Annotated in this window: 25 protein-coding genes, 1 tRNA gene and 1 pseudogene; 3 read left to right on the plus strand and 24 right to left on the minus strand. The window is 53.3% G+C overall.

Annotation, left to right across the window (positions count from 1 at the left end; genetic code table 11):
- Window positions 1–51: 51 nt before the first annotated feature.
- From THINI_RS25905 to THINI_RS03710, 12 genes are all read right to left on the minus strand, one after another.
- Entirely contained in the window at window positions 52–2,178 is a 2,127-nt protein-coding gene (locus THINI_RS25905) for a hypothetical protein (protein WP_002707315.1), read from the minus strand.
- A gap of 11 nt (window positions 2,179–2,189) precedes the next feature.
- On the minus strand, window positions 2,190–2,537 hold the full coding sequence (locus THINI_RS03665) for a hypothetical protein (protein WP_002707316.1): 348 nt from the start codon (window positions 2,535–2,537) through the stop codon (window positions 2,190–2,192).
- On the minus strand, window positions 2,534–2,896 hold the full coding sequence (locus tag THINI_RS03670) for a hypothetical protein (RefSeq protein WP_002707317.1): 363 nt from the start codon (window positions 2,894–2,896) through the stop codon (window positions 2,534–2,536). The genes THINI_RS03665 and THINI_RS03670 overlap by 4 nt, the downstream gene beginning before the upstream one ends.
- Window positions 2,893–3,018 carry a hypothetical protein gene (locus THINI_RS26960; RefSeq protein ID WP_002707318.1) on the minus strand — a complete coding sequence of 42 codons (126 nt, stop codon included), beginning with the start codon at window positions 3,016–3,018 and terminating at the stop codon, window positions 2,893–2,895. The genes THINI_RS03670 and THINI_RS26960 overlap by 4 nt, the downstream gene beginning before the upstream one ends.
- Window positions 3,015–3,203 (minus strand): hypothetical protein, encoded by a 189-nt coding sequence (locus THINI_RS03675; protein ID WP_002707319.1) that lies wholly within the window; start codon window positions 3,201–3,203, stop codon window positions 3,015–3,017. The genes THINI_RS26960 and THINI_RS03675 overlap by 4 nt, the downstream gene beginning before the upstream one ends.
- Window positions 3,200–3,445, minus strand: a complete 246-nt coding sequence (locus tag THINI_RS03680) for a hypothetical protein (protein ID WP_002707320.1) — start codon at window positions 3,443–3,445, stop codon at window positions 3,200–3,202. The genes THINI_RS03675 and THINI_RS03680 overlap by 4 nt, the downstream gene beginning before the upstream one ends.
- On the minus strand, window positions 3,442–3,756 hold the full coding sequence (locus THINI_RS24975) for a helix-turn-helix domain-containing protein (RefSeq protein ID WP_002707321.1): 315 nt from the start codon (window positions 3,754–3,756) through the stop codon (window positions 3,442–3,444). The genes THINI_RS03680 and THINI_RS24975 overlap by 4 nt, the downstream gene beginning before the upstream one ends.
- Before the next feature lie 471 nt (window positions 3,757–4,227).
- A complete protein-coding gene (locus THINI_RS03690; protein ID WP_002707322.1) occupies window positions 4,228–5,028 on the minus strand; it encodes a hypothetical protein in 801 nt (266 codons plus the stop codon).
- Between the two features lie 172 nt (window positions 5,029–5,200).
- Window positions 5,201–5,434, minus strand: coding sequence for a hypothetical protein (locus tag THINI_RS03695; RefSeq protein ID WP_002707323.1), 234 nt, complete (start codon window positions 5,432–5,434; stop codon window positions 5,201–5,203).
- Window positions 5,425–5,769, minus strand: a complete 345-nt coding sequence (locus THINI_RS03700; protein WP_002707324.1) for a hypothetical protein — start codon at window positions 5,767–5,769, stop codon at window positions 5,425–5,427. Before THINI_RS03700 ends, THINI_RS03695 begins: the two co-directional genes overlap by 10 nt.
- Before the next feature lie 47 nt (window positions 5,770–5,816).
- Window positions 5,817–6,140 carry a hypothetical protein gene (locus THINI_RS03705; RefSeq protein WP_002707325.1) on the minus strand — a complete coding sequence of 108 codons (324 nt, stop codon included), beginning with the start codon at window positions 6,138–6,140 and terminating at the stop codon, window positions 5,817–5,819.
- Window positions 6,137–6,319, minus strand: coding sequence for a hypothetical protein (locus tag THINI_RS03710; RefSeq protein WP_002707326.1), 183 nt, complete (start codon window positions 6,317–6,319; stop codon window positions 6,137–6,139). Before THINI_RS03710 ends, THINI_RS03705 begins: the two co-directional genes overlap by 4 nt.
- Before the next feature lie 612 nt (window positions 6,320–6,931).
- Between THINI_RS03710 and THINI_RS03715 the strand changes: the two genes are divergently transcribed.
- From THINI_RS03715 to THINI_RS26245, 3 genes are all read left to right on the plus strand, one after another.
- On the plus strand, window positions 6,932–7,744 hold the full coding sequence (locus THINI_RS03715) for a hypothetical protein (protein ID WP_002707328.1): 813 nt from the start codon (window positions 6,932–6,934) through the stop codon (window positions 7,742–7,744).
- A gap of 43 nt (window positions 7,745–7,787) precedes the next feature.
- A complete protein-coding gene (locus THINI_RS26240) occupies window positions 7,788–8,168 on the plus strand; it encodes a helix-turn-helix domain-containing protein (RefSeq protein WP_040838909.1) in 381 nt (126 codons plus the stop codon).
- 62 nt (window positions 8,169–8,230) lie between these two features.
- Window positions 8,231–8,716, plus strand: coding sequence for a transposase (locus THINI_RS26245; RefSeq protein WP_245536675.1), 486 nt, complete (start codon window positions 8,231–8,233; stop codon window positions 8,714–8,716).
- 101 nt (window positions 8,717–8,817) lie between these two features.
- On the opposite strand, the pseudogene THINI_RS27150 reads toward THINI_RS26245, so the two are convergent.
- The 12 genes and pseudogenes from THINI_RS27150 to THINI_RS03790 all read right to left on the minus strand — a co-directional run bounded on the left by THINI_RS27150 (window position 8,818) and on the right by THINI_RS03790 (window position 21,263).
- Window positions 8,818–9,754, minus strand: a pseudogene (locus tag THINI_RS27150) (IS1595 family transposase).
- Between the two features lie 472 nt (window positions 9,755–10,226).
- Window positions 10,227–10,604 carry an HVO_A0114 family putative DNA-binding protein gene (locus THINI_RS03740; protein ID WP_002707329.1) on the minus strand — a complete coding sequence of 126 codons (378 nt, stop codon included), beginning with the start codon at window positions 10,602–10,604 and terminating at the stop codon, window positions 10,227–10,229.
- Between the two features lie 29 nt (window positions 10,605–10,633).
- Entirely contained in the window at window positions 10,634–10,957 is a 324-nt protein-coding gene (locus THINI_RS03745) for a BrnA antitoxin family protein (RefSeq protein ID WP_002707330.1), read from the minus strand.
- Window positions 10,920–11,195 (minus strand): BrnT family toxin, encoded by a 276-nt coding sequence (locus tag THINI_RS03750; RefSeq protein WP_002707331.1) that lies wholly within the window; start codon window positions 11,193–11,195, stop codon window positions 10,920–10,922. Before THINI_RS03750 ends, THINI_RS03745 begins: the two co-directional genes overlap by 38 nt.
- A gap of 45 nt (window positions 11,196–11,240) precedes the next feature.
- Window positions 11,241–11,459, minus strand: coding sequence for a ProQ/FINO family protein (locus tag THINI_RS03755; protein WP_245536678.1), 219 nt, complete (start codon window positions 11,457–11,459; stop codon window positions 11,241–11,243).
- The gene (locus THINI_RS24980) at window positions 11,440–11,859 is read right to left on the minus strand and encodes a hypothetical protein (RefSeq protein WP_154724339.1); all 420 of its coding nucleotides are present in this window, start codon (window positions 11,857–11,859) and stop codon (window positions 11,440–11,442) included. The genes THINI_RS03755 and THINI_RS24980 overlap by 20 nt, the downstream gene beginning before the upstream one ends.
- 264 nt (window positions 11,860–12,123) lie before the next feature.
- Window positions 12,124–13,347, minus strand: a complete 1,224-nt coding sequence (locus tag THINI_RS03765) for a tyrosine-type recombinase/integrase (RefSeq protein ID WP_002707332.1) — start codon at window positions 13,345–13,347, stop codon at window positions 12,124–12,126.
- Between the two features lie 165 nt (window positions 13,348–13,512).
- Window positions 13,513–13,587, minus strand: a tRNA-Arg gene (locus THINI_RS03770).
- Between the two features lie 20 nt (window positions 13,588–13,607).
- Window positions 13,608–15,965 carry a mechanosensitive ion channel family protein gene (locus THINI_RS23150; protein WP_002707333.1) on the minus strand — a complete coding sequence of 786 codons (2,358 nt, stop codon included), beginning with the start codon at window positions 15,963–15,965 and terminating at the stop codon, window positions 13,608–13,610.
- Window positions 15,966–15,968: 3 nt separating this feature from the next.
- Window positions 15,969–16,952: a polysaccharide lyase gene (locus THINI_RS03780; RefSeq protein ID WP_040839987.1), complete on the minus strand. Its 984-nt coding sequence runs from the start codon at window positions 16,950–16,952 to the stop codon at window positions 15,969–15,971.
- 193 nt (window positions 16,953–17,145) lie between these two features.
- Window positions 17,146–17,751: an HAD family hydrolase gene (locus THINI_RS23155; RefSeq protein WP_002707335.1), complete on the minus strand. Its 606-nt coding sequence runs from the start codon at window positions 17,749–17,751 to the stop codon at window positions 17,146–17,148.
- 68 nt (window positions 17,752–17,819) lie between these two features.
- Entirely contained in the window at window positions 17,820–21,263 is a 3,444-nt protein-coding gene (locus tag THINI_RS03790; RefSeq protein WP_002707336.1) for a pyruvate carboxylase, read from the minus strand.
- Between the last annotated feature and the right edge of the window lie 41 nt (window positions 21,264–21,304).

Genomic DNA, 21,304 nt, shown 5'->3' on the forward strand with positions numbered 1-21,304 from the left:
CCATGATGATTTAAAGGTGGGCAGAGGGTTTTAATCCCCTGCCCGGTTTAATCAGGCTGCCAGCAAGTATTTAGCTTTCCGGTTGCCTTCTACAAAGTCAGGGTTCTGCATGAGTACGCTTTCAGATTCAGCACGTAAACAAAATTGATCCCACAGCGCTTTTAACTGCCGATTCTGTACACCGTCAAAATCAGCATGTTCCCGCACCAGCAGCGTGAAAGGACGTTCAGCCGGACTGATCGCGCCGCCCTTCACTGCATCACGCCAGACGATATACAAGCGGTCGATGCTGGCCTGTGTTGGCGCTGCATCACTGCCCTTTTGGTAGTCTGGAGTAGTGCCTGAAGTAGCGGACTGCTTCGCTGCATCACTGCCCTTTTGGTAGTCTGGAGTAGCGCCTGAAGTAGCGGACTGCTTCGCTGCATCACTGCCCTTTTGGTAGTCTGGAGTAGCGCCTGAAGTAGCGGACTGCTTCGCTGCATCACTGCCCTTTTGGTAGTCTGGAGTAGCGCCTGAAGTAGTGCGGACATGCGCGGCATTGATCACCAGCTTGTCAGCGATGCGTTGCAGGATGGCGTCATCCAGTGGGGCAGGGTTGGGCATGGCGGCAAACGCATTGAACACGGCTTCCCGGATCGCATCAGGTGCGGTTTCGCCGCTGGCTTTTACTGTCTGCTGGATTTGCTTCACGGTCGCCTCTACGCTCAAACGCTGCGGTTTTTCAGGCATTGCCAGGGTATTATCCGCAAGGGCAGGGCTGTTATTGTCCCGCTCCAAAACTTCCCTTATGGTTGTCCTTTCAAATGTTGGCTTCCAGTCGGCAGGGCGGGGTTTATCCAATGGGGAATCAGAATAAACCTTTTCGCCTTCGCGCAATTCAGCACGGTAGGTTTTAACATCACCAGATTGGCTATTAGCCGCTGGCTTGATTTTACCGATAACCAACCCGGTCAGCTTGTCCAGGTCTACATGCTGGGTATTCTGCCCGGTAGTTTGCTGGTGGCGTCTTAAAACATGGGCAATAACATTCCTGATATTTTCCTGCGTGGGTTCCATGCCATGGTTAACACTCGCTTGTGCTTCCATGACCAGCAGTTTTAAAAATGCCGCGTGCTTATTCAGATCGTCCTGAACTGCATCCAGCTTATCCGCTGCCTTGGAATAAACCTGCTGGCGTGATTGTTGCGCCCTGGCGTATTCGTTGGCGATAACTTCCGGGGCAGATTCAACCATGTTGCTGAATTCCTGTTTCATGGCCTGAAATGGCGTTACAGGGCTTGCCGATGGGGCAGGGGCATTGTCGGAATAGGTGCTGATGCTGCCGTCATGCTTGCGCGGTGGCTGGCGTAAACGTCGGGTAACGTCATAGCCATTCTGCATCAGGTATTCACGCGCCCGCGCATATTGGCCGCCCAGGTAGTGGAAGGCGTACTCAAAGAAGGAAATCAGCACCAGCGACAACAGGAAGCTGCCGACCGTGCCGGACGCCCCGAAGGTTTCCCGGATCAGGTTCACCAATGGGTGGTAGTTGGTTTCGTCCTTTTCCAGCCCCTTGGCTTGTGAGAGCAGGGCGCTGGCGGTGTTGGTGCTGGTGGCTGATGCGCGTTCAGCCCATGCCGCTTCCTGTTGCTGGTAGGATTCCAGCCGCCCCTTGCTGCCTTCGCAGTGCGGTTCCTTGCCCTTGGCCAGCCGTTCCATGCACTGGTTGTACTTCATCTGCGCGCTGGCAATGTCAGCCGCGTAGGGGCTTGCGCCGATGCTGGAACTGCCGGACAACCTGCCCAGCGCCGCCACAGCCGCCTTGTAGGTGGGGGATTCCTGGCTTTTGGTTTCCATGCGGATGTTGTCGCGTTCCATGCCCTGCCCGATCTCTGACAGCAGGGAAAAGCCCACGGCGACGCATACCGCAATGATGGTGGCTTTCTTGCCGCCCTCAACATTGCCCTGTGAGTACAGCACGAACTGGTAACCTGTCATCACGCCGGTAATGCCCATGGCGACAAAGGCGTTCATCCATTGGCCGGAATCCCACGTCCAGGGGTGCAGGTTGCCCGCCAGGTAGCCGATAACGAAATAGCTGGACATGGTGAAGGCCACGAACGCTGCGAGGATGTAGAAGAATTGGCGTTGTTTGAAATCGCTGTACGCCAGCCCAGCGTTGAAGGATTGTTGTTGCATTGTCATAGCCCTCAGAACCAGTAGGAAAGCAGCAGGACGCTGAAGGTGAACAGGATCGCGCGCGCCCCGTGCTGCACTTGCGCCGCCACGGTGGCGGCAAGGCATAGGGTCAAGCCCATGCCCACATACAGCCAATTGGATGCAGCCGGGAACATGCCCGCGTAATGCAGGCCGAATAGGGTGGGGATCAGCAGGAACATCGCCCACATAACCCATGCTGCGATAACTGCCAGCCACGGGATAAGCCGGTGGAGTGCCTGCCAGTCGATATTCGCAGCGGATTGGGCAGGGGAGTGTGCAGGGTGGCCTTGCATGGCTGCCTGCATGATTTCCTGCGGCCTGGTGTCGGTATTGCTCATGGTTGCACCCCCTGAACGTATGCGACACAGCCCTCGGCACGGTTGTTTGCGTCAACCTCGCCAAGTGGCAAGCCGTCGCGCAATTGCAGGACGTGTGCAGCCTCATGGCAGAGGACGTGCAGTAGCCGTGCCGGGTGGTTTTCCAACGCGCGGTTAACCATTACCCGGCTATTGTCTGTGTTGGTGCAGGCGTGTTGCTGGTAGACGCCACAAGCCTTATGCAGCCGGTCAATATCGGCCTTGATGATGTTGACACCAGCAAGGCCATAGTAGGCAGCTACAGTTCCGGCATAACCCTCAATCAGGCCAGCGTTTGCATTCGTGGCCAGCAGTAGGGCAGGGAGGATTATGTGCTTCATGACGCAATCCCCCGTGCAATGACAATCAGCCAGTAGATGGTTGCTGCGCCTACGCCAGCCATGAAGCCAGCCATAAATACGGCGATGTATTCAGCGTGGCTCAGTACGTGCTTGTTGCTCATGGCTTGACCCTCCAGGCTTGGGGTTGCACGTCCAGGATGTTGCTGTTGATCCAGCTCACCCACAGTTTGGCCAGCAGGGCGCTACGGTTGGCTGGCTTGGTGGCGCGTTGCAGTTGCGCTTCAATGGTGGCTTGTGCCATTTTCAGGCGCTGCTCGAAGGGGAGTGTGTTGGTCGTGGTAATCATGCTTCATCCTCCTGGTCCAGTTCGGCCAGCAGGGTTTGTTCCAGCTTTTTGGCGTGTTCGCTGGCTTCAAAAGCACGGTCAGCAGCCATTTGCAGCACGTTGGCCGCTGCGGAGAGTTCAGGCGCGGCGCAAAGTTTGACGGAATCAGCCGATACTTGGATCAGGCTTTCCAGTGCTTCCAGTTCCTGGCGGAGGTGCTCAATTGCCGGGAGGTGGGTTTGGTGGAATGTCTTGGTTTTCATGCTGCACCTACCTTGCCGGTTGCGCCGGTCATGTCGATGTCAGCTTGCTTGCAATATCCGCTGATGGTGTGGCGGTGGATCCCCAGCAGGCGGGCAACCTCGGAAAGGTTCCCTTGGGTTTCGATGAAAAAGGCGGGGAGAACTTCGCGGTGGAAAGCTTCCTGCAATTCAGCGTAGGCGTTGCCCTTGCCGTTGGTGGCGCGTTCCTGTTTGGCTTTGGTGAGAATTTCCAGCAGGGTGGAAGAGTGGAGCAAGCAGCGTCCGCTTGCAGGTGGGGTAGGCGTAACAGTGCCTTGATTGTTGCCTTTCATTTGGCGTTCCTCGTTCGTTTGTTTCAAGTGTTGGCAGTTATAAGGCTGCCGGGAACCTTGAAGCTTGCGAACGGGCAAGCCGCAACTTTTGCCGCTAAGCGGTGTTTTATGGGTTGCTATTCCCGGCAATTTGTTACAATCGCGCGGGCATGTAGCGGGCATAAAAAAACCGCTCATTGCAGGCGGTTGCGTATCTTGTACTTTGCCGCCGTTCGTTTGCTTCAAGTCGTGCCGGGTGTTAGTCGCATCCGGTACAGTTTCAAGCGTAGCGCCTTGTCGGTTTTTTGTAAAGGGCTGATTGTCGGTTTTTTGTGAATTGCAAAAGCTGGCCTTTCCCATGATAATGGAAACCTCTCAGATACAATAAATTTCAGTTGAACCCGCCTCGCTATGGCGGGTTTCTTATTTTTACCTGATGATTTACTGTTGGTCTGGAAGATTGCCAAACATTACCAAAGATTACCAAGAGCGTTAATCTTCTGCCTTTAGTGCCTCTCGCATTGTTTTTTCTTTACATCCTGCACGGCGCGCCGCCTCTTCTACTAACTTGCCTTTTTGGGTGGTCTTGCCAAGTTCTGAAACCACTTGTTTATAAATTTCTCTACGCTCTTCATTTTTATCATATGTAGATTGACGCTTTTCTTTATTGAGCTTGGATCTAGCCTTATCATAATAACCTAACCATAGTTTATAAGCCTCTTTGGTAAATGTTTCGTTATTACATAAAGCATTGCCAAGTTCATGTATGCTTATTGAGGCCATGACCTGATCAGTGAATGATAGGTGTTTGTATTCTTGCAACTTTTCGCGCTCATTCAGCCCTCTGTTTTCTAATGACCCCGGGAAGAAATACGGTTTCAGATTTCCTTTTCTGATTTCCGCAATGGTTCCAATGCAGAGTTGTCTGCGCATTATTGCAAGGTCAATTAGTGGGTAAGCCAACATTGCAAAGTGAATAATTTTTAATGTTGTTGGTGAATTGCGCATACAAAGCAAGGCAGCATCATTCCATAGGTCTTTTGCATCTTCTTCCATGCGAACCAATCGCGCCAAACTGGTTTTTATGGCGTATCGTGGAATATGCTTGTGCTGTAGAAAGTTCCTGTGCCAATCAGGTAATAGGCTTTCAAATAACTGGGTTTCATCTTCTGAAAGGTCAAGGCTTTCATTTCTATTTACAACCTGCATCCATCGGTTTGCCTTTTCCGATGGGATTTCAAGTTCTGTAACTGCATCCAGTAAGGTGTTGTACCTCGCCCAGATTTCTTCCATACTTATGCTTCCTGTCTCAGATCGTCAGAACATCCATACAGGGAAACGCAAAAGGGAAGCCCGCCAGCTTCCCTTTTTTTGTCCCTGACCTGGGGAAGATAGAACCAAGTCAGGGAGGGTTCAACAGATTGTTAAGGATCACGCCCGCCGCTTTGCAAGTGTGGGGCTTGGCTTATACGGCTTCCTTGCGGTTTGGTGGGTTGGGTATGGTGTAGGTGATGCCCGCGTTGATTTGGTAAAGGGGCTTGTCCTGGCTGTCCCTGACCGGCCTGTTTGCGGTGGCCTTGTCCCAGACGCTGTAGGAACTCAGCCGGTGTTTGAGCGCATCTTTCCGCGCCTCACTGCAAGCGTGCTGGTAGTCGGCTGTTTCCAGCAGCACCACGCCGTTCTTGAAAACTACAAACATTCCTGAATCCTCTGCGTGATCTTGTCAGCCTTGGGTAAGTAAAGCCGTTTCCCGCCATGTTCCGCCGCCAGCCCCGCAAACAGTTTTGAAAGGATATAACCCGCTTCCTCTGGATCGTATCCAGCCGACACCAGCGCCGCCTTGCCAACGGGCAAGAGGTCGGGAAGGCTGGCATAGCCGCCGCTGTTCTCGCCGTTGCTGGTGTTGGGTGGCTGCTGCGTGTCGTGTTCGTCCAGCTTGCGTATTACCTTTGCCGCCTTTTGTTCGGTGCAGTGGGTGATACGTTGCACAATGGCAACCCGTGCGGGGTCTGGTGGGCGTTGCTCTATGGTCATGGTTTCCTGATGCCTCACGGCATTAGTGTTGGTGGTATGAATCCGAATTAAGAAAAACGTCTATGATTCTCGTATGCACCCACACCATTCTCGAAGTCTTCCGCCGCTTTCACTTGCGCGTCATGTAATTTGGCAATCTGTGTTTGTGGTAGTGTCTTTGTAGGTGGTGGCTGTTTCTTGTTTTCAAGCAATTCAAGCCGCCCCACAAGTAAGTAAAACTTGTTATAGAGCGCCTGCAAATCGTTGTGCAATTTAACAGTTGATGCAGAAAACTTTTCTAATGCTACTAATGCGGCTTCATCATTGAACATGGTCATATTTCCCTGTTTGGGTGATTGTGTTGGGTAAAAGTAATCTTTCTTGGTGTTCATGCGGCTGTCCCCGTTGTAGTGCTTTTTTCCTTGAATGCAAGCACATCATCACGGCAATAGATGGCCTTGCCACGGTTGCGGTATTGCCGGAAAGGGATGGGGCAACGCTTCACAACACCAGCAGAAACGCCTAGCAACCGCGCTGCCTCTGCCCGGCTAATTTCATCTTTTCCAGTCATTTGCTTATCCTCTGTTTGTTTCGGTTTGCCCATCCTATGGCTTTGTATTGTTTGTGTCATTTGCGCGGCGTCTGATATTTGGGCAAATCAGAATACTGGTGTCTGGCTTTCATTGTGTCACACCATGTCACAATCATGTCACACCGCGACCACTTGCAGGATGGTGAACAACTAATGAAAACCATAATAAGAAAATGAAAACAATTCATAAACTTACTGGCTTTTTCTAAGAAATTAAATAAACCGAAACGGGGAGCGCTGGGGGGATGCCTCGCACTCCTCCTCACTTGCCGGGTTTTTTCAATTTTTTTACTTATTTCGTCGGTTTGGCACATCGCACAAGCAACGACAAGACGCACAAAGCGATATTTAAGGGGGAGCAAGGCCGCACATAAGCAGCTTGTGAAGCGTTCAAAGCCCATTCATAAAGGCGTATTTGTCGCAAAACGCCCAAACGAAGCAAAACACAAAGATAGCCGATAATTAATAAATAACGCAAACAACCGAAACATGATAATTTATTTTAAATATTTACATCGCCGCCTATTGTGGTATGCCCTGTTATATGGTTTTATTGATAGCACTAACATTTACTTTTCAGGATAAATAAACATGTTTGAAGCCATTGAAAACACCAGTGAAACAGTATCACCAGAAGCAATTGAACATATCAACAATGTGTTCCATACAGCAAAACAACTAAAAGCAGAAAGAGCCGCCTTGATAGAGGAAGAAAAGAATAAGAGGAATGGTACTAGATTAGAATCACGTTCAATAATGGGTTTTCAGGTAAAAGGGTTTGGGGAAAGCCACGACAAATACAAAGCTAACCTAAAAACGCTTGAAGTTGACAGCATTGAATCTAATGAAATGCATGTTTTTGTTATTAATGAACAAAAAACAGCACTAGAAAACCGCCTATCTGATCTTGCATCTTATAAGGAAGGGCTTGAAGTTGAATTGCAAGAGCTTAAGCAAGCTGATGCCTTGTTACAATGCAAGTCGCAAGACTACGCCGAAAAACTGGCAAGTGGTGACATTGTAGGCGCTGATTTGATTGAAAATAACCGCAAATCACAGTTACAAGAAAACAACAGCCAACAGCAAGAAATTTCAGGCAAAATCGAAGGATGTAAAAAGGCTGAAAGCCTCATTGTTGCAGATATTTCTATTTATGCTGAAATTGAAAAAATATCATGCCACAACCTGCTTTTATTGCAATACAATGCCATAAAAACACCGATTTTTGAACAACTCGAAGCAGCAAAAGAAACCTATGAAAACCTTAACACTATTGCACATAAGTTGTGGGGGGACAATTACGACAGATGGGAACATATCTGTAAATTACAAGACTTTATCAGAGATGGAAAAAATACTACGTTGAAGCGTGGATTTATTGAGTCTATAGTCTTTTCATTTTAGTCAGCTACAATAGGACGGATGATCAACTTCCCCATCCTTCATCATGCCGACTTACTACTCTAAGGATCTCCGTGAACGTGTTGTTGCTGCCTATGACAAGAGCAAACATAAATCCCACGTTTGTGGGACGTTTTCCATAGCCCGCAGCACCCTGGACAAATGGTTGGCCCTGAGGGAAGAAACCGGCAGCCTCCAACCCCGGACACATCCCCGCCCTGGGCACAGCCATAAGGTGAAAGACGTTGAAGCTTTTCGGCAATGGGTGGAGAGCGAAACCCCGTTTGAACGCATCGAGGATTTGCTGCCACGCTTTGAAGCGCATTATGGCAAGGCCATTTCTTATCGTGGCCTGCATAAATGGCTGCAACGGATCGGTTGGAGCCATAAAAAAAACGTTCTTTCTACCAGCAAGCCAAACCGCTAGACCGCTGGGTTTTCCTGTGGCTACTTGGGCATCTGGAGAAAAAATACGGTCAGGATCATATCCTGTTTGCGGACGAGGCAGGATTCTACAGTACCGAACGCTATGAGTGGGGCTGGGCAAAAAAAGGGGAGCCTTGTGACATCCCCCGCCCTGGAGGCCGGGGACATAAACGCAACTGGATCAGCGCTATCCGCGCCTCTGATCAAAGCTGGCAAATGCCGTGGGTAGTGACCGGCAACATTAACCGGATGATTGTTGAACAATGGTTGGAAGCCTTGGGAAAATCGTTGCAGCAAGGTCAGGAAAAGCCCAAACCTTATGTGCTTGTCTGGGACAATGCGAGCTTCCATTTAGGCGGTGACCTGGAGGCGATTGCCATGAAATACCAGATTCGTATCATTCAGTTACCCGCTTATTCGCCTGATCTCAACCCCATCGAGCAATGCTGGGCAACCTTGAAACATTATGCGCGTCTGGCCATGGGAAAAGGTAGCACCCTGGACGACGCGATTGATTACGCATTCAACAGACAAAGTGTAGCCGACTAAAATGAAAAGACTATAACGAAGCGAAAAAAGAACTTTATGAAAAAAATCCTAAATTCGCTAATCGGTGGAAATGAAAGTGGCTCAATATGCGTTTCAGGGTCTTATCCCAACAGCAGCGAAAGCAAGGACTGTAAGGCAGCTTGCCCCCGTTTCCTGATGTTGTGAAGAGACTCGAAGAATGCAAGGTAACACGGTAGCTTTTCTTGTGAGATCCCCCGATGAGGTCGTAACCATGAGCGTAACAGTGACCAAAAACCTTCCATCGTATTGACGTGGACTTCATGGAAACCGTCACCATCTTCGTCACGGGCATATTCGCCTGCGCCATGGTTGACGGTTTTGTGGGCATAGCCCCATTCTTCCAATCGGCTGTAAATGTTGTACTCATCGGTGTAGACCAGCGTGCCTGCTGCCACCGTTTCCACAATCAACGGCTTGATCGTCGTCTGTTTCACATTCGCCAGCATACGGATCACGACCTCCCCGGAACGCTGGATCATGCCGAAAATGGGTGGTTTGTCCTTTTCCAGTGTCCCACGCCCCGGCGCACCTTTCAGGGCGCGGCGGCGACCTTCACGCCCAGCATCCGCGACGGCTTCGGGGTTTCCCTTGTGTCCAGCCTTGACATAAACCTCATCAAATTCAACATTCCCAAACAGGTTTACTGGCGTTTTTTTTCTCGACACCACGCCGTAACTGTTCCGTCATCGCCTGAACATCATCCTTGTTCAACCCCAATTCGCGGGCGATTTGTTGGTTGGACAGGTTCAACGACATCAGGTACAGGCACAACACCCACACCTTCAGCGGCTGGTGGTGGCCTTCAAACACCGTTCCCGTCAGGTCATCAAAACGCTTTTGGCAATCCTTACACTGGTAACGCTGGCGTTCCTGCTGGGTGTCATCCTTGCCTCGACGGATAGTGTCCTGTGAACCGCAGTGCGGACAAATCACCCCATTAGGCCAACGCACGGAACGGACTTGCTCGAAACAGGCGGCATCACTGGTCAGGCTGGAAATACTGATGAGCGAGGTCATAAAGCCTCTCCTTGGCTATCGGAAATGACTAACTTTACCGCTATCCATCACGTTTGCAATGCCGGGGAAAACAAGACCCTGAAACGCATATTGAGCCATGAAAGTAATTTGCGCCCATTGTGGCAAATCAAATGCTATCAATAGCAGGCTGAACGTCATTAGAAAAGACGGTGAAATAAAAGTAACATGGCATGGAATATGCTCACATTGTGGCACTACCAGTCGTTACGAGGGTTATGGTCAGGATATTAGTGTTCTTGCCATAACACGTAAAAGAAAATGCGCTGCAAAAGTTGCCGAACGAAAGCCCGGTTTAATTCATGATTAGCAAGTTATCCAATCCCCCGGCACAAAAAAACCGCAACGTGTGCGGCCTTGGTTGTGGTGTGGTTGCATGAAAAAGCCGGAACGTGTCCGGCTGGTGGTGTGCTCGTCTGATAGCGGTTCCCGCCGTTTGTGCTTGTGCATCCTGTTACGCCGCTATCGGCTGCCCTTCGCCCTTCAAGGTGAATTCTGTCCTGATCTCGGCAAAGGGTGAAAATACCCGCCCGGTTCCGTCACGTTCCAACAGGCCAATATCCAGCAGCCTGCTTACGTCGGTGTGGACGTTTTTCACATCCCGCCCCAATTGCTTGGCAAGTTCGCGGATGCTCATTGCCGCTTTGCCTTGCAGCCTGTCCAGCAGTTCCCAACGCTTGGGGGTGATGGCCTGAAACAGGGTTGCAGGTGTTTCAAAGGTGAACACTTCCCCCTGATAGCCGCCTGTTTCCAGCGCATCTACAAACGCCGCGCCCATGTCCAGCAGGTCGGCTTCCAGGTTGGGTTCAATTCTGATGATTGCGTATCTCATGGTTTGCCCCTCACCCTATCAAGATAGAATCAGGCTGCTTTCTGGTGTTCTGCAATGTAGTTCTGCAAGGCTTCCTCCATTCTGGTTTGCCAGCCTTCACCATCCTGCTTGAAGTAATCCACCACTTCAGCGCTAAGCCGAATGGAAACGGGGATTTTTACCGGCTTTTTCTGCTTGCCGCGTTGCCCTGGCATCCGTACCTCGGCATTTTCCCAAAACGCATTGACCGCCGCTTCGTCATTGGGGTCATACGGGGTATCAGGGTCTTCCACCTTGTCGTGGGCGGCATCCACAGCCGCTGCGATTTGCTCAGGTCTAAAGCCCCAAGGCTTTGAAGTATTGTCGTGTTTCATGCTTGTTACCATAGCGGCAGGATATGAGGTGCACATCTTCGCCGCGTTCTGTCCATACCAGGAAGACAACCCGCCCACGATACCAGCAAAGGCTTTGCAGCCGCTCTTCCCCGTAGGCTTCCCGCGCATCTTCCACCGTCACCATGGGCGCATCAAACAAACACTCAAGGTCAGCAAAGTCTATGCCGTCATGCCGTTCCATGTTTTCGGTGCGTTTGTTTTCATCCCATGTATTCATGATTTAATTGTATATACAGAAAGCTGGATAAGCGAGAAGAAACATTCAGCCCTTCGGTGCTTGCCGCTTGGCGATGGTTTCCGCCGCCAGTTGCTGCTGGTAGCCGGTAATCTCCCCCTCTTCCGTGCCGTCCAGGCGGTAGCGTGCGCCGCCCTGGGTGACGGCTTGCAGGTAGCGCCCATGGTTGGCGTGCATGGCCAGCGTTTTCCTCACCACTTTTTTGCTTGCGCCGGGGAAGTGTTCCTCATTCACCAGGCGGAACACATCCTTGTCGATGCCGATAGCCAAGGGCAGGTAATCGCGCCAGACGGTGAAGGCGTTCAGGCGGTCGTTCAGTTCGCGGGCTTTCAGGTCGCTGGGTGGGGTAACGGGTGCTTTGGGTGCGGGTTTGCGGGTGGGTTTCTTCGCGGTGGGCTTGCCCTTCCCTGCCCCTGCCGGTTTGCCGGGTGGTGGGCAGGTCTTCGCGCCGGATGATGCGCTTGCCGGATCGTTTCACCTGGCCCGGTGCGGGTGCTTCGCCGCTGGCTGGCTGGCGGGTGAGGGTCAAAGTCTTTTTGGGTGTGTCGCTCATGGTTTCCTGTACCCGTTGGGTGGTTCCGGGGTTTCCCGCCTGGCGGTGTTGTATGGCTGGCAGTGTAGCACGGCAAACCAGGCATGAAAGCATATCCCCTGCCTGAATCATTGAAAAAACCAATAGTAGAATTTGCCATGATAAAAAAGGACACCACGGACACCAGCACTTTTACATGGTGTCCCGTTGGTGTCCCGAAAAAATGCCATTAGAAACAATGAAATAAACCCTTCGGGACACCAGGGACACTAGGGACACCAGAAAAGTAATGGTTCCGAAAACGAAACTTCATGTTCAGTGCACAAAAAAGCCGGGGATTCCCGGCTAAGTGTTTGTTTCCATGGTTATCTTGTGTGGTTATCGTGTCTTTGCCCGGAATGGCAGAACCTGCCCGCCTGCTTTCAGTTCGTCCAGGTAGTCCGCCCATGCCTGCATCATGCGGGTGCGTTCATCCAGGTATGCCGCCCTGATCTTGTTGGGTTCCTTGTGGGCAAGCTGCCTTTCTATCGCGTCCGGGTTCCACCCCAACTCATTCAGCAGGCTGGACGCCATGCCCCTGAAGCCGTGGGCGGTCATGGTGTCGTTGTCGTATCCCATGGTTCGCAGCGCCGCCCGTACCGCGTTTTCACTCATACAGCGGCTTGCACCCCTGGCGCTGGGGAACACGTACTGAAAGTTCCCTGTCAGTGGGCGCAGTTCCCGCAGGATCGCCACGGCCTGGCGGGATAACGGCACAATATGCTTGCTCTGGTTGGCTTGTTTGATGTGGGTTGGGGCTTTCATGCGCCTGACTTCGATTGTCCAGACGGCTGCATCCAGGTCGATTTCCTGCCATTCAGCCGCCCGCAGTTCGCCCGGCCTGAGCATCACCAGCGCCGACAGTTGCAGCGCGCATTTCACCACGAACGAACCCTGATAGTTTTCCATATTGCGCAACAGTTGCCCGACCTTTACCGGGTCTGTGATGGCTGCAAAGTTTTTACTGGCAAGCGGTTTCAGAATGATCTTGGTATCAATATCCGCCGCTGGGTTGCGGTCTGCCAGCTGCATGGTTACTGCATAGCGGAAAACCTGATTGATACATTGCTTTACCCTCCTGGCGCTATCCCCTGCCCCCCTGGCTTCTACCTTGCAGATAATCCTGATGATGTCGCTTGCTGTCACTGCCCCTATATCCATTTTCCCGATCACGGGGAAAATATCACGCCTGAACCAGCTTTCTATCCGTTCCGCGTGGCCTGCTGACCATCCCTGTTTGCTGCGGTTGAACCATTCAAGGGCTACGGTCTGGAAGGTATCCACCTTGCTTTCTGCCTGCTTTTGGTTGTTTGGCTTGATACCACGGGCAAGCTGCGCCCGTGCCTGCCGGTGATGTTCACGCGCCTGTTCCAGGCTGATTTCCGGGTAACTGCCGATAGATAGTGTTTGCCGTTTTCCTCCCATCCGGTAGGAATAACGCCAGTATCTACCCTGGGTGGTGACGTACAGAAAAAGCCCTCCCCCGTCGGTCAGGATGGCGGGTTTCCCGTCCGGTTTGGTTTTTGCGTTCTTAACCTTTGAATCCCTTAACTTTCTTTCCATTTTGGCTGCATCCTCTGGTTGTGGTTGAAAGTATGTAGACAATAATGCAGCCAATTGGGTGGGATGATATGGCAGGGTATGGGAGGGTATGACACGGAAAAGCCCCTGCAAGGCGTATTCCATAAGGGTTTGTGAGAGGTTATGGGAGGCTGTGAAAGGGATGGTTGGCAGCCCCAAGTGGAATCGAACCACTAGCTGCCCCTTAGGAGGGGGCCGTTTTATCCATTAAACTATGGGGCCAAACCGGGGAAGTGCGTATTCTAGCCTAAACTAGGCGGTTTGGCAGGTGTTTCTGCATGTTGGGTCGCCGGGGAGGCTCCATCCTTGACCAGATGCACAGTACGCTGCGGGAAAGGCACTTCGATACTATTCTGGCGAAATGCCTTGTCAATCGCCAGGTTCAGGTCGCTGGTAACGGTCAGTTTCGCTTCTACTTCGCGGATAAAACAGCGCAGCTCAAAATTCAGCGCATTGTCCCCAAAGCCCCGGAACAAGACCAGAATCTTCATATCCTGACGTTCTTTCAGCACCAGCGGGTGGCTCCCGGCGACTTCCCGCAGAATGCCCATCACCTGTTCCGTATCTGACCCGTAAGCAACACCGATGGGAATGATGAGCCTGCCGTAATTGTCATTCAGCATCATGTTGGTGACTTGCCCGGAAATGATTTCCGAATTCGGCACGATAATGTCGGAGCGGTCAAAGGTCTGGATGGTAGTGGAGCGGATGCTGATGTCACGCACGTAGCCTTCCGCCTCGCCCACCTTGATCCAGTCACCCCGGCGGATTGGCCGTTCAAACAGCAGGATCAGACCGGAAACGAAGTTGTTGACGATGTTTTGCAAGCCGAAACCAATCCCAACCGACAATGCCCCCGCGATGATGGCCAGATTCTCGAACTGGATCCCCGCCACCGCCAGCCCCAACAGAATAGCCAGCAGGATGCCGCTGTAACCAGAAATGGTGGTGATGGCTTCACGTGCCCCCCGGCTGAGGGTGGTACGGCGCAACCAGGTTTCAGAAAAATGCTTCTTGAAAACATGCGTCAGACTGACCAGCAACGCCAACACCAACAGACCGCCGATAATCCTTAGCGGCTCCAGCGTAAACCCTGCTATATCAAAACCATTGGTCAGCTTATTCAATAGCAGGGTAAAGTTCTGCTCCGGCATTCCCCACAAGCGCAACAGCAGGATAGCCAGGCCACCGCCCACGATCAGGGTATTGGTCAACCGCAACCAGATCAGCCCCGGCACAAACTGCCCTTGCTTCAGCCCCAGGCTTTGGCGCAAACGTTGTTGCCAAAACGCGCGCCCTTCATCCAGCCCATCGAAAATTTCAGCGGGGATCTTCAACAGCAGCCACGCACCCAACAGCAGGAACAAGGTGCCGAACACGCCGCTGAACAGGAAAATGGCCAAATTCCGGTAGCCTAACCACAGGCTGGCAACAGCCACCAGCATCCCCAGACTGACCCACAAACGCAGCCGAGTGCGTTGCATGAACAGGAAATGCCGCGACATCAACCACACCAGCCGAGCCAGGGCGAAACCGACCAAAGTGCCAATCACCGTGCGGATCAAGCCAACCAGACTACTGGGTTCCGCAGATTCAGGCGTGGCGGAATCCAGCAGCGGTGAATGCAACACCACGCCTATCATGCAAGCGAACAGCAGAAGACGCGCCCATAGACGCAACTTCCTGCCGGTCGTCTGCTCAACCACCGGAATAATGCCCTCAACCTTGCTGGTCGCGCGCAACAAGGAATGCAGGACGCCGTAACTAAGGCTAAACAGCAACAAAGCCAGCATGAATTGCAAAATGGGAGGCGCACCAGCGGGCGAAAAATACAGCGATAGAGCGGCCAACCCAGCAAACAAAGCATAAGGCATAACCCTAAGCAGGCTACGCCAGACCGCTGCCAGGGTTGGGCTGGTATGGTGGATGCCGGGCGCTTGCTGGCGATATTGGCGGCGCTTGTAAACACTCCAGAACATCCCCACAACCAAACCCGTCACCCCATAGGCAAACGCAACCAGCAAGCGGTGCCAATCAACCAGCGGGGTGAGCAGCGTATTAACCAACGCCCCCGTTTCTGTTTTCCAGCGCCCTGGCTCCAACAGCACGCCGTACAGGTTATCCAGCAGCGAACGGCCAGGAGCTGACAGCTGCTGCTTGAGGATAGACTGCCGCGCCTGCCTGGCCTCATCCAGCAAGGTCATGGCGCGCAGGCTAAGCAGTCGGCATTGTGAAAGGGTTTTATCGGTCTGTTGGGTTTGCGTTGCCAGTTCCTGACGCTTGCGTTTGACTTCACTGTCTTCATCAGGGCGCGCCTCACCCAGGCTGGTCACAGCTTGCTGGATTTGCTGCTGCTTTTGTTCAAGCTGGCTGACGCAATCCTGGGCGCGCTGTTCCCATCCCAGGGCAGTAGTCGTCAGGGTATCCAGACGCCCCAGGTCTTCGCCAGCCCGTTGCAGGCCAGCTTCCGCCTCATCCAGCTGTTTGGCGACGGCATCCAGCGCTGTGGTGGAAAATGCCTCCTCTTCCCCATGCGCAGGCATTGCCCACAACACCAGCAACAGGATGCACCTTACCCAGGAAAAAACAGCCCCGCCCATGCACTACATCCGGGTAGCCGACAATGTGAAATCGTCCAGATACAACAGCATATCGCGGCTAGGTGCCCATTCCGGGCCAGTGCCACCGAAAAACACCGAAAACAGGAAACGCTCAATCTTGAGGTCAGACCCCAAGCGGAAGCGCAGGCCGTGCTTGTTCAGCACCTCCTTGCCATCCAGCCAGGTTGTAATGATACCGTCACGCTTGCCGGGGGTATTCAGGCGGACGAAGGTTTTGACCTGATGCCACTTGCCTTTTTCCAGGGGCGGGGCGTCCCACTCGAAAAAATCACCGAAATACCCGGGTTGATCCATGTGGTAGACATACTGCCCCGCTTTGCCATCTTTCACCCACATTGCGCGCACACTCCAGCCATCGCGCCCAGTGGGTTTGCCCCCACCGGCGCGGGCATCAAGGTTGCCGATACCGGGCAACTTGCCCCCCAGCACAAAATCGAAATTGTCCGGAAATTTGAACCAGTAGGAATAATACATGCTGTCGAGTTGCGCGCCGATATGCGGCTTCCAGTTGGCACACGCTTCATCGTGGCAGCCGGATGAACCTTTGGGAAGCTGGATGCGTAGCGCCTGCCCCTGCCCGTTGCGGGCTTCCCGACCATTGACAATGGTGACGTTATCCAGACCCATGCCCCAACCGGGGCAGTTCCAGTCGCGGAAATAGTCCTTCTCGACGTATTGGCCCAACCTGTCCTTATCAAAGCTGATGTAAACCGGTTTTCCGGAAGTCAACGGAGTATTCCCCTCACAGTAAGCATTGAGGTGAAACGGCTTGTAGTAGAGGTTTTCGCCTTCCTTGACAGGGGCACGCTGCGGAGCTTGCAGGTCACCCAGATATGCCCATACCGGGTGGTTGGGCGGTGGGCTGGGGTTGCCGTTGTAAACAACCAGCACCTTGTCCCACTGCTGGTCATGCGGGTTCCACTGCATTTTGGCCGCCATTTCAAAAGGCTGCTCGGGATTGTTCATGGCAATGGTGCGGACGTCTGGCTGTCCCGCCAATACTGCACTTGACAGCAAAAAAAGCCAGCAGGAAAAGTATATTTTCTCCATAAGGAACAGTGGATAACCCCGGGTGGTAAATTTTCGCTATGGGCGATTGTAACATGAACCAGCTAGCAGCTGGCTTATATCCTCGCTGAAGGCAATGGATGCGCGCAAGCTATAAAATTTGCAGAAGCTCACCAAGGCTATCAATTGTGTAGTCCGGCTTAAAGGCACAGGTATCCAGCTCGCGCTGGTAATGGATGGTCGTAATGCCAAAACGGCTGGCGGCCTGGAGGTTTTCCAGCTTGTCGTCAATGAAGGCGACCTGCCTACCCTCAAGCCCACTGGCCCGCAGCAAAATGTCGTAAATATGCGGTTCCGGTTTTTGGCATTTGACCTCGCCGCTGATGATGCGCGGTGCAAACCTGTCCGCAAACCGGAAACGCTTTTCCAGCCTTTCACCCCATTCAGCACCAAGGTTGGACAGGATGCCAAGCCGGTAGCGCATCGCCAGTGCCCGGGTGACCTGCTCCAGCTCGCCATCCAGCTCAAACACGCCGAGAAAGCGCTCCCGAACCCCGGTATCGGCGGTCAGGCCAAGCCCTTCCCAAAACGCACTTTCCGGAATCTGCCCGCGCGTATAGGCGTTATACCAAGGCTTGATGTCTGCCTTGGTCAGTGTGGCAGGCAAGAATGGCAACAAGCCGTTCGTAACTAGATGCCCATCGGTAATGATGACCCCGAACAGGTCAAAAGCAATGAGTTTGATTGCGTCATCCATCAATGAAGCTGTTCCCTGTTGACCCAGCCGGGCGGATAACCGGGTATCCGCCCGCTTGTTTGGGGCAATTATTCCAGTTCGACTACCAGATCGCCCTGCTCGACCAGTTCGCCTTCATGCAGATGCACCTTTTTGACCACGCCAGCCTCGGGTGCGGTGATGGTGGTTTCCATCTTCATGGCTTCAATGACGAATAGCGGCGTATTCTGCTCCACTTCATCGCCCGCCTTGACCAGCACGGCGGAAAGTTTGCCTTGCAGCGAAGTACCGATTTCATTCGGCTCCACCGCCTTGCGGTTGACCGCCTTGGTCGGCTTGACGGAAAGGTCACGGATTTGCACCGCACGGGTTTGCCCGTTGAAGTCGAAAGCGACGGTACACATACCGTTTTCATCAGCTGGCGAACGGTACAGCAGGCGGATGATCAGCATCTTGCCCTTGCCGAGTTCCACATCCACCTCTTCGTTCAGCTTGAGACCGTAGAAGAACAGCGGGGTCGGCAAGTGGCTAACATCGCCGTATTCCTGCTGGTGCTTGTAGAACTCGCGGAACACCGCCGGGTACATCTTGAACGACAGGAAATCAAGGAAGGTTTGTTCCGGGTCGAACTCCTGTTGGAAGGCGGCGAATTCGGCATCCATATCAACCGGCTTGAGGTGGTCATTCGGGCGACCCGTGTAAGGCTTTTCACCCTTGAGGATGATGTTGCTCAGCTCCTTGGGAAAGCCGCCCGGCACTTGCCCCAGCCCACCCTTGAACAAGTCGATCACGGAATCGGGGAAAGCCAGCGTCTTGCCCCGTTCCATCACATCCGCTTCGGTCAAGCCGTTGGAGGTCATGTAAATCGCCATATCGCCCACAACTTTGGAAGATGGCGTCACTTTCACGATGTCGCCAAACATGCGGTTGACGACAGCGTAATTTTCCTTCACTTCCTCAAATTTGTGTTCCAGACCCAGTGCGATGGCTTGTGGGCGCAGGTTGGAATATTGCCCACCCGGAATTTCGTGGTTGTAGACTTCCGCCGTACCCGCTTTGAGGCCGGACTCGAACGGGTAGTACATTTCGCGCACGTCTTCCCAATAGTTGGCATAGTCGTTCAGCGACTTGAGGTCGAAAGGCTGTTCGCGTGGCTGGCCTTCCATCGCGGCAATCACCGAGTTCAGGTTGGCTTGCGAAGTCAGGCCGGACATGGAACTGAGCGCACCATCGACCACATCCACGCCACTTTCGATGGCTTTCAACAAGGTCGCAGCCTGAATGCCTGCCGTATCATGCGTATGCAGGTGGATCGGGATGCTGATCGCTTCTTTCAGCGCCGAAATCAGTTCCGTCGCCGCGTAGGGCTTCAGTAAGCCTGCCATATCCTTGACCGCCAACATGTGCGAACCGGCGTCTTCCAGTTGTTTCGCCAGATCCAGGTAGTATTGCAGGTTGAATTTGTTGGAGGGGTCTTTGTTCAGCACATTGCCGGTGTAGCAAATCGTGCCTTCGGCGATACCGCCAGTACGTTCGCGCACCACTTGGATGGACTTGCGCATCCCTTCAATCCAGTTGAGGGAGTCGAAAATGCGGAACACGTCGATGCCGTTTTCCCACGACTTTTCGATGAAAGCTTGCACCACATTGTCAGGATAGGCGGTGTAGCCAACCGCATTGGAGCCACGGAACAGCATTTGGAACAGGATGTTGGGAATAGCTTCGCGCAGCAGTTTCAAACGATCCCACGGGCATTCGTGCAGGAAGCGCATGGCCACGTCAAAAGTCGCCCCGCCCCACAGTTCCAGCGAGAACATTTGCGCATGGTTTTTGGCGAAACCTTCCGCCACTTTCATCATGTCATCGGTACGCACGCGCGTAGCCAGCAGCGATTGGTGGGCATCGCGCATGGTGGTGTCGGTGTACATGATATGCGGCTGGTCTTTCACCCACTGACAGAACTTTTCCGCGCCCATGTCATCCAGCAGGTTTTTGCTGCCCTTGGGGTATGCCCCGGTCTTGTCAAAATCGGGGATGAGCGGCTTGCGGAAATGCTTGTTCGGGTCGACGTATTTCACGTCCGGGTTGCCGTTGACAATCGTCCTGCCGATGAATTTCAGCGTTCTGGTACCCCGGTCGAAACGCTTCGGCGTGTGGAACAATTCCGGATGGTTGTCGATGAAGGTAACCGTGCATTTGCCGTCAGTGAAAACCGGGTGTTGCAGCACGTTTTCGAGGAAGCCGATATTGGTCTTCACCCCCCGGATGCGGAATTCACGCAAGGCGCGCAGGTTGCGGTTGGCCGCACCTTCCAGCGAACGCCCCCAGGTGGTGACCTTGACCAGCATGGAATCGAAGAATGGCGACACTTTCGCGCCGGGGTAAGCCGCGCCCGCATCCAGGCGCACACCCAAGCCGCCACTGCTGCGGTAGGCGATGATAGTGCCATAATCGGGCTTGAATCCGTTTTCCGGGTCTTCCGTGGTAATGCGGCACTGCACGGCGTAACCGCTGCATTCCACCGACTCCTGATTGGGGATGCCGATTTCAGGGTCGTCCAGCCGCGCGCCGCCAGCAATGAGGATCTGGCTGCGCACGATGTCGATACCAGTGACTTCCTCGGTGATGGTGTGCTCAACCTGTACGCGCGGGTTGACCTCAATGAAGTAAATGTTTTCCTGGTTGTCGACCAGAAACTCGACTGTACCAGCACAGGAATAGTCGACGTGACGGGTGATAGCGAGGGCGTATTTGTAGAGGTTTTCGCGGGTTTCGTCCTTCAGGCCGGTGCTGGGGGCAACTTCAACCACTTTCTGGAAACGGCGCTGTACGGAACAGTCGCGCTCAAACAGATGCACCAGATTGCCGTGCGTGTCACCCAGAATCTGGATTTCGATGTGCTTGGGTGAGTCGATATATTTTTCGAGGAAAACAGTGTTGTCGCCGAACGCTTTCAGGGCTTCGTTGCGGGCGTCGTTGTAGGCTTGCTCCAGTTGTGACGGCTCGCGCAACACGCGCATCCCACGGCCGCCGCCACCAGCAGCGGCTTTCAGCATCAACGGGTAGCCGATACGGTCGGCTTCGCGGCGGGCAATTTCCAGCGTATCCAGCGGTTCCTTGCTGTCTTCGATGATCGGCAAACCAGCGGCAATGGCGTTTTCCTTGGCGGCTACCTTGTCGCCGAGTTTCTGCATCGCTTCCGGGGTCGGGCCGACGAAAATGATGCCTTCCTCGCGGCAACGGCGGGCAAAGTTGACGTTTTCCGACAGGAAACCATAACCGGGGTGGATGGCGTCGACATGGTTGCGCTTGGCGACCTTGATGATGGCTTCGATGTCGAGGTAGGGCTTGAGCGGCTCGTCGTCCTTGCCGATCTGATAGGCTTCATCAGCCTTGTAACGGTGTGGCGAGAAACGGTCTTCGTAAGTGTAGACGGAAACCGTACACAGTTTGAGTTCGGCTGCTGCCCGCAGGATACGGACGGCAATTTCGCCACGGTTGGCGACCAAAAGTTTCTTGATTTGCCGGGTCATTGCACTACCTTCTTGGTGGTTGGGTCGGTTGGCTGCTGGCT

Origin of the sequence: Thiothrix nivea DSM 5205 (assembly GCF_000260135.1) — a bacterium.
Classification (GTDB): Bacteria; Pseudomonadota; Gammaproteobacteria; order Thiotrichales; family Thiotrichaceae; genus Thiothrix; species Thiothrix nivea.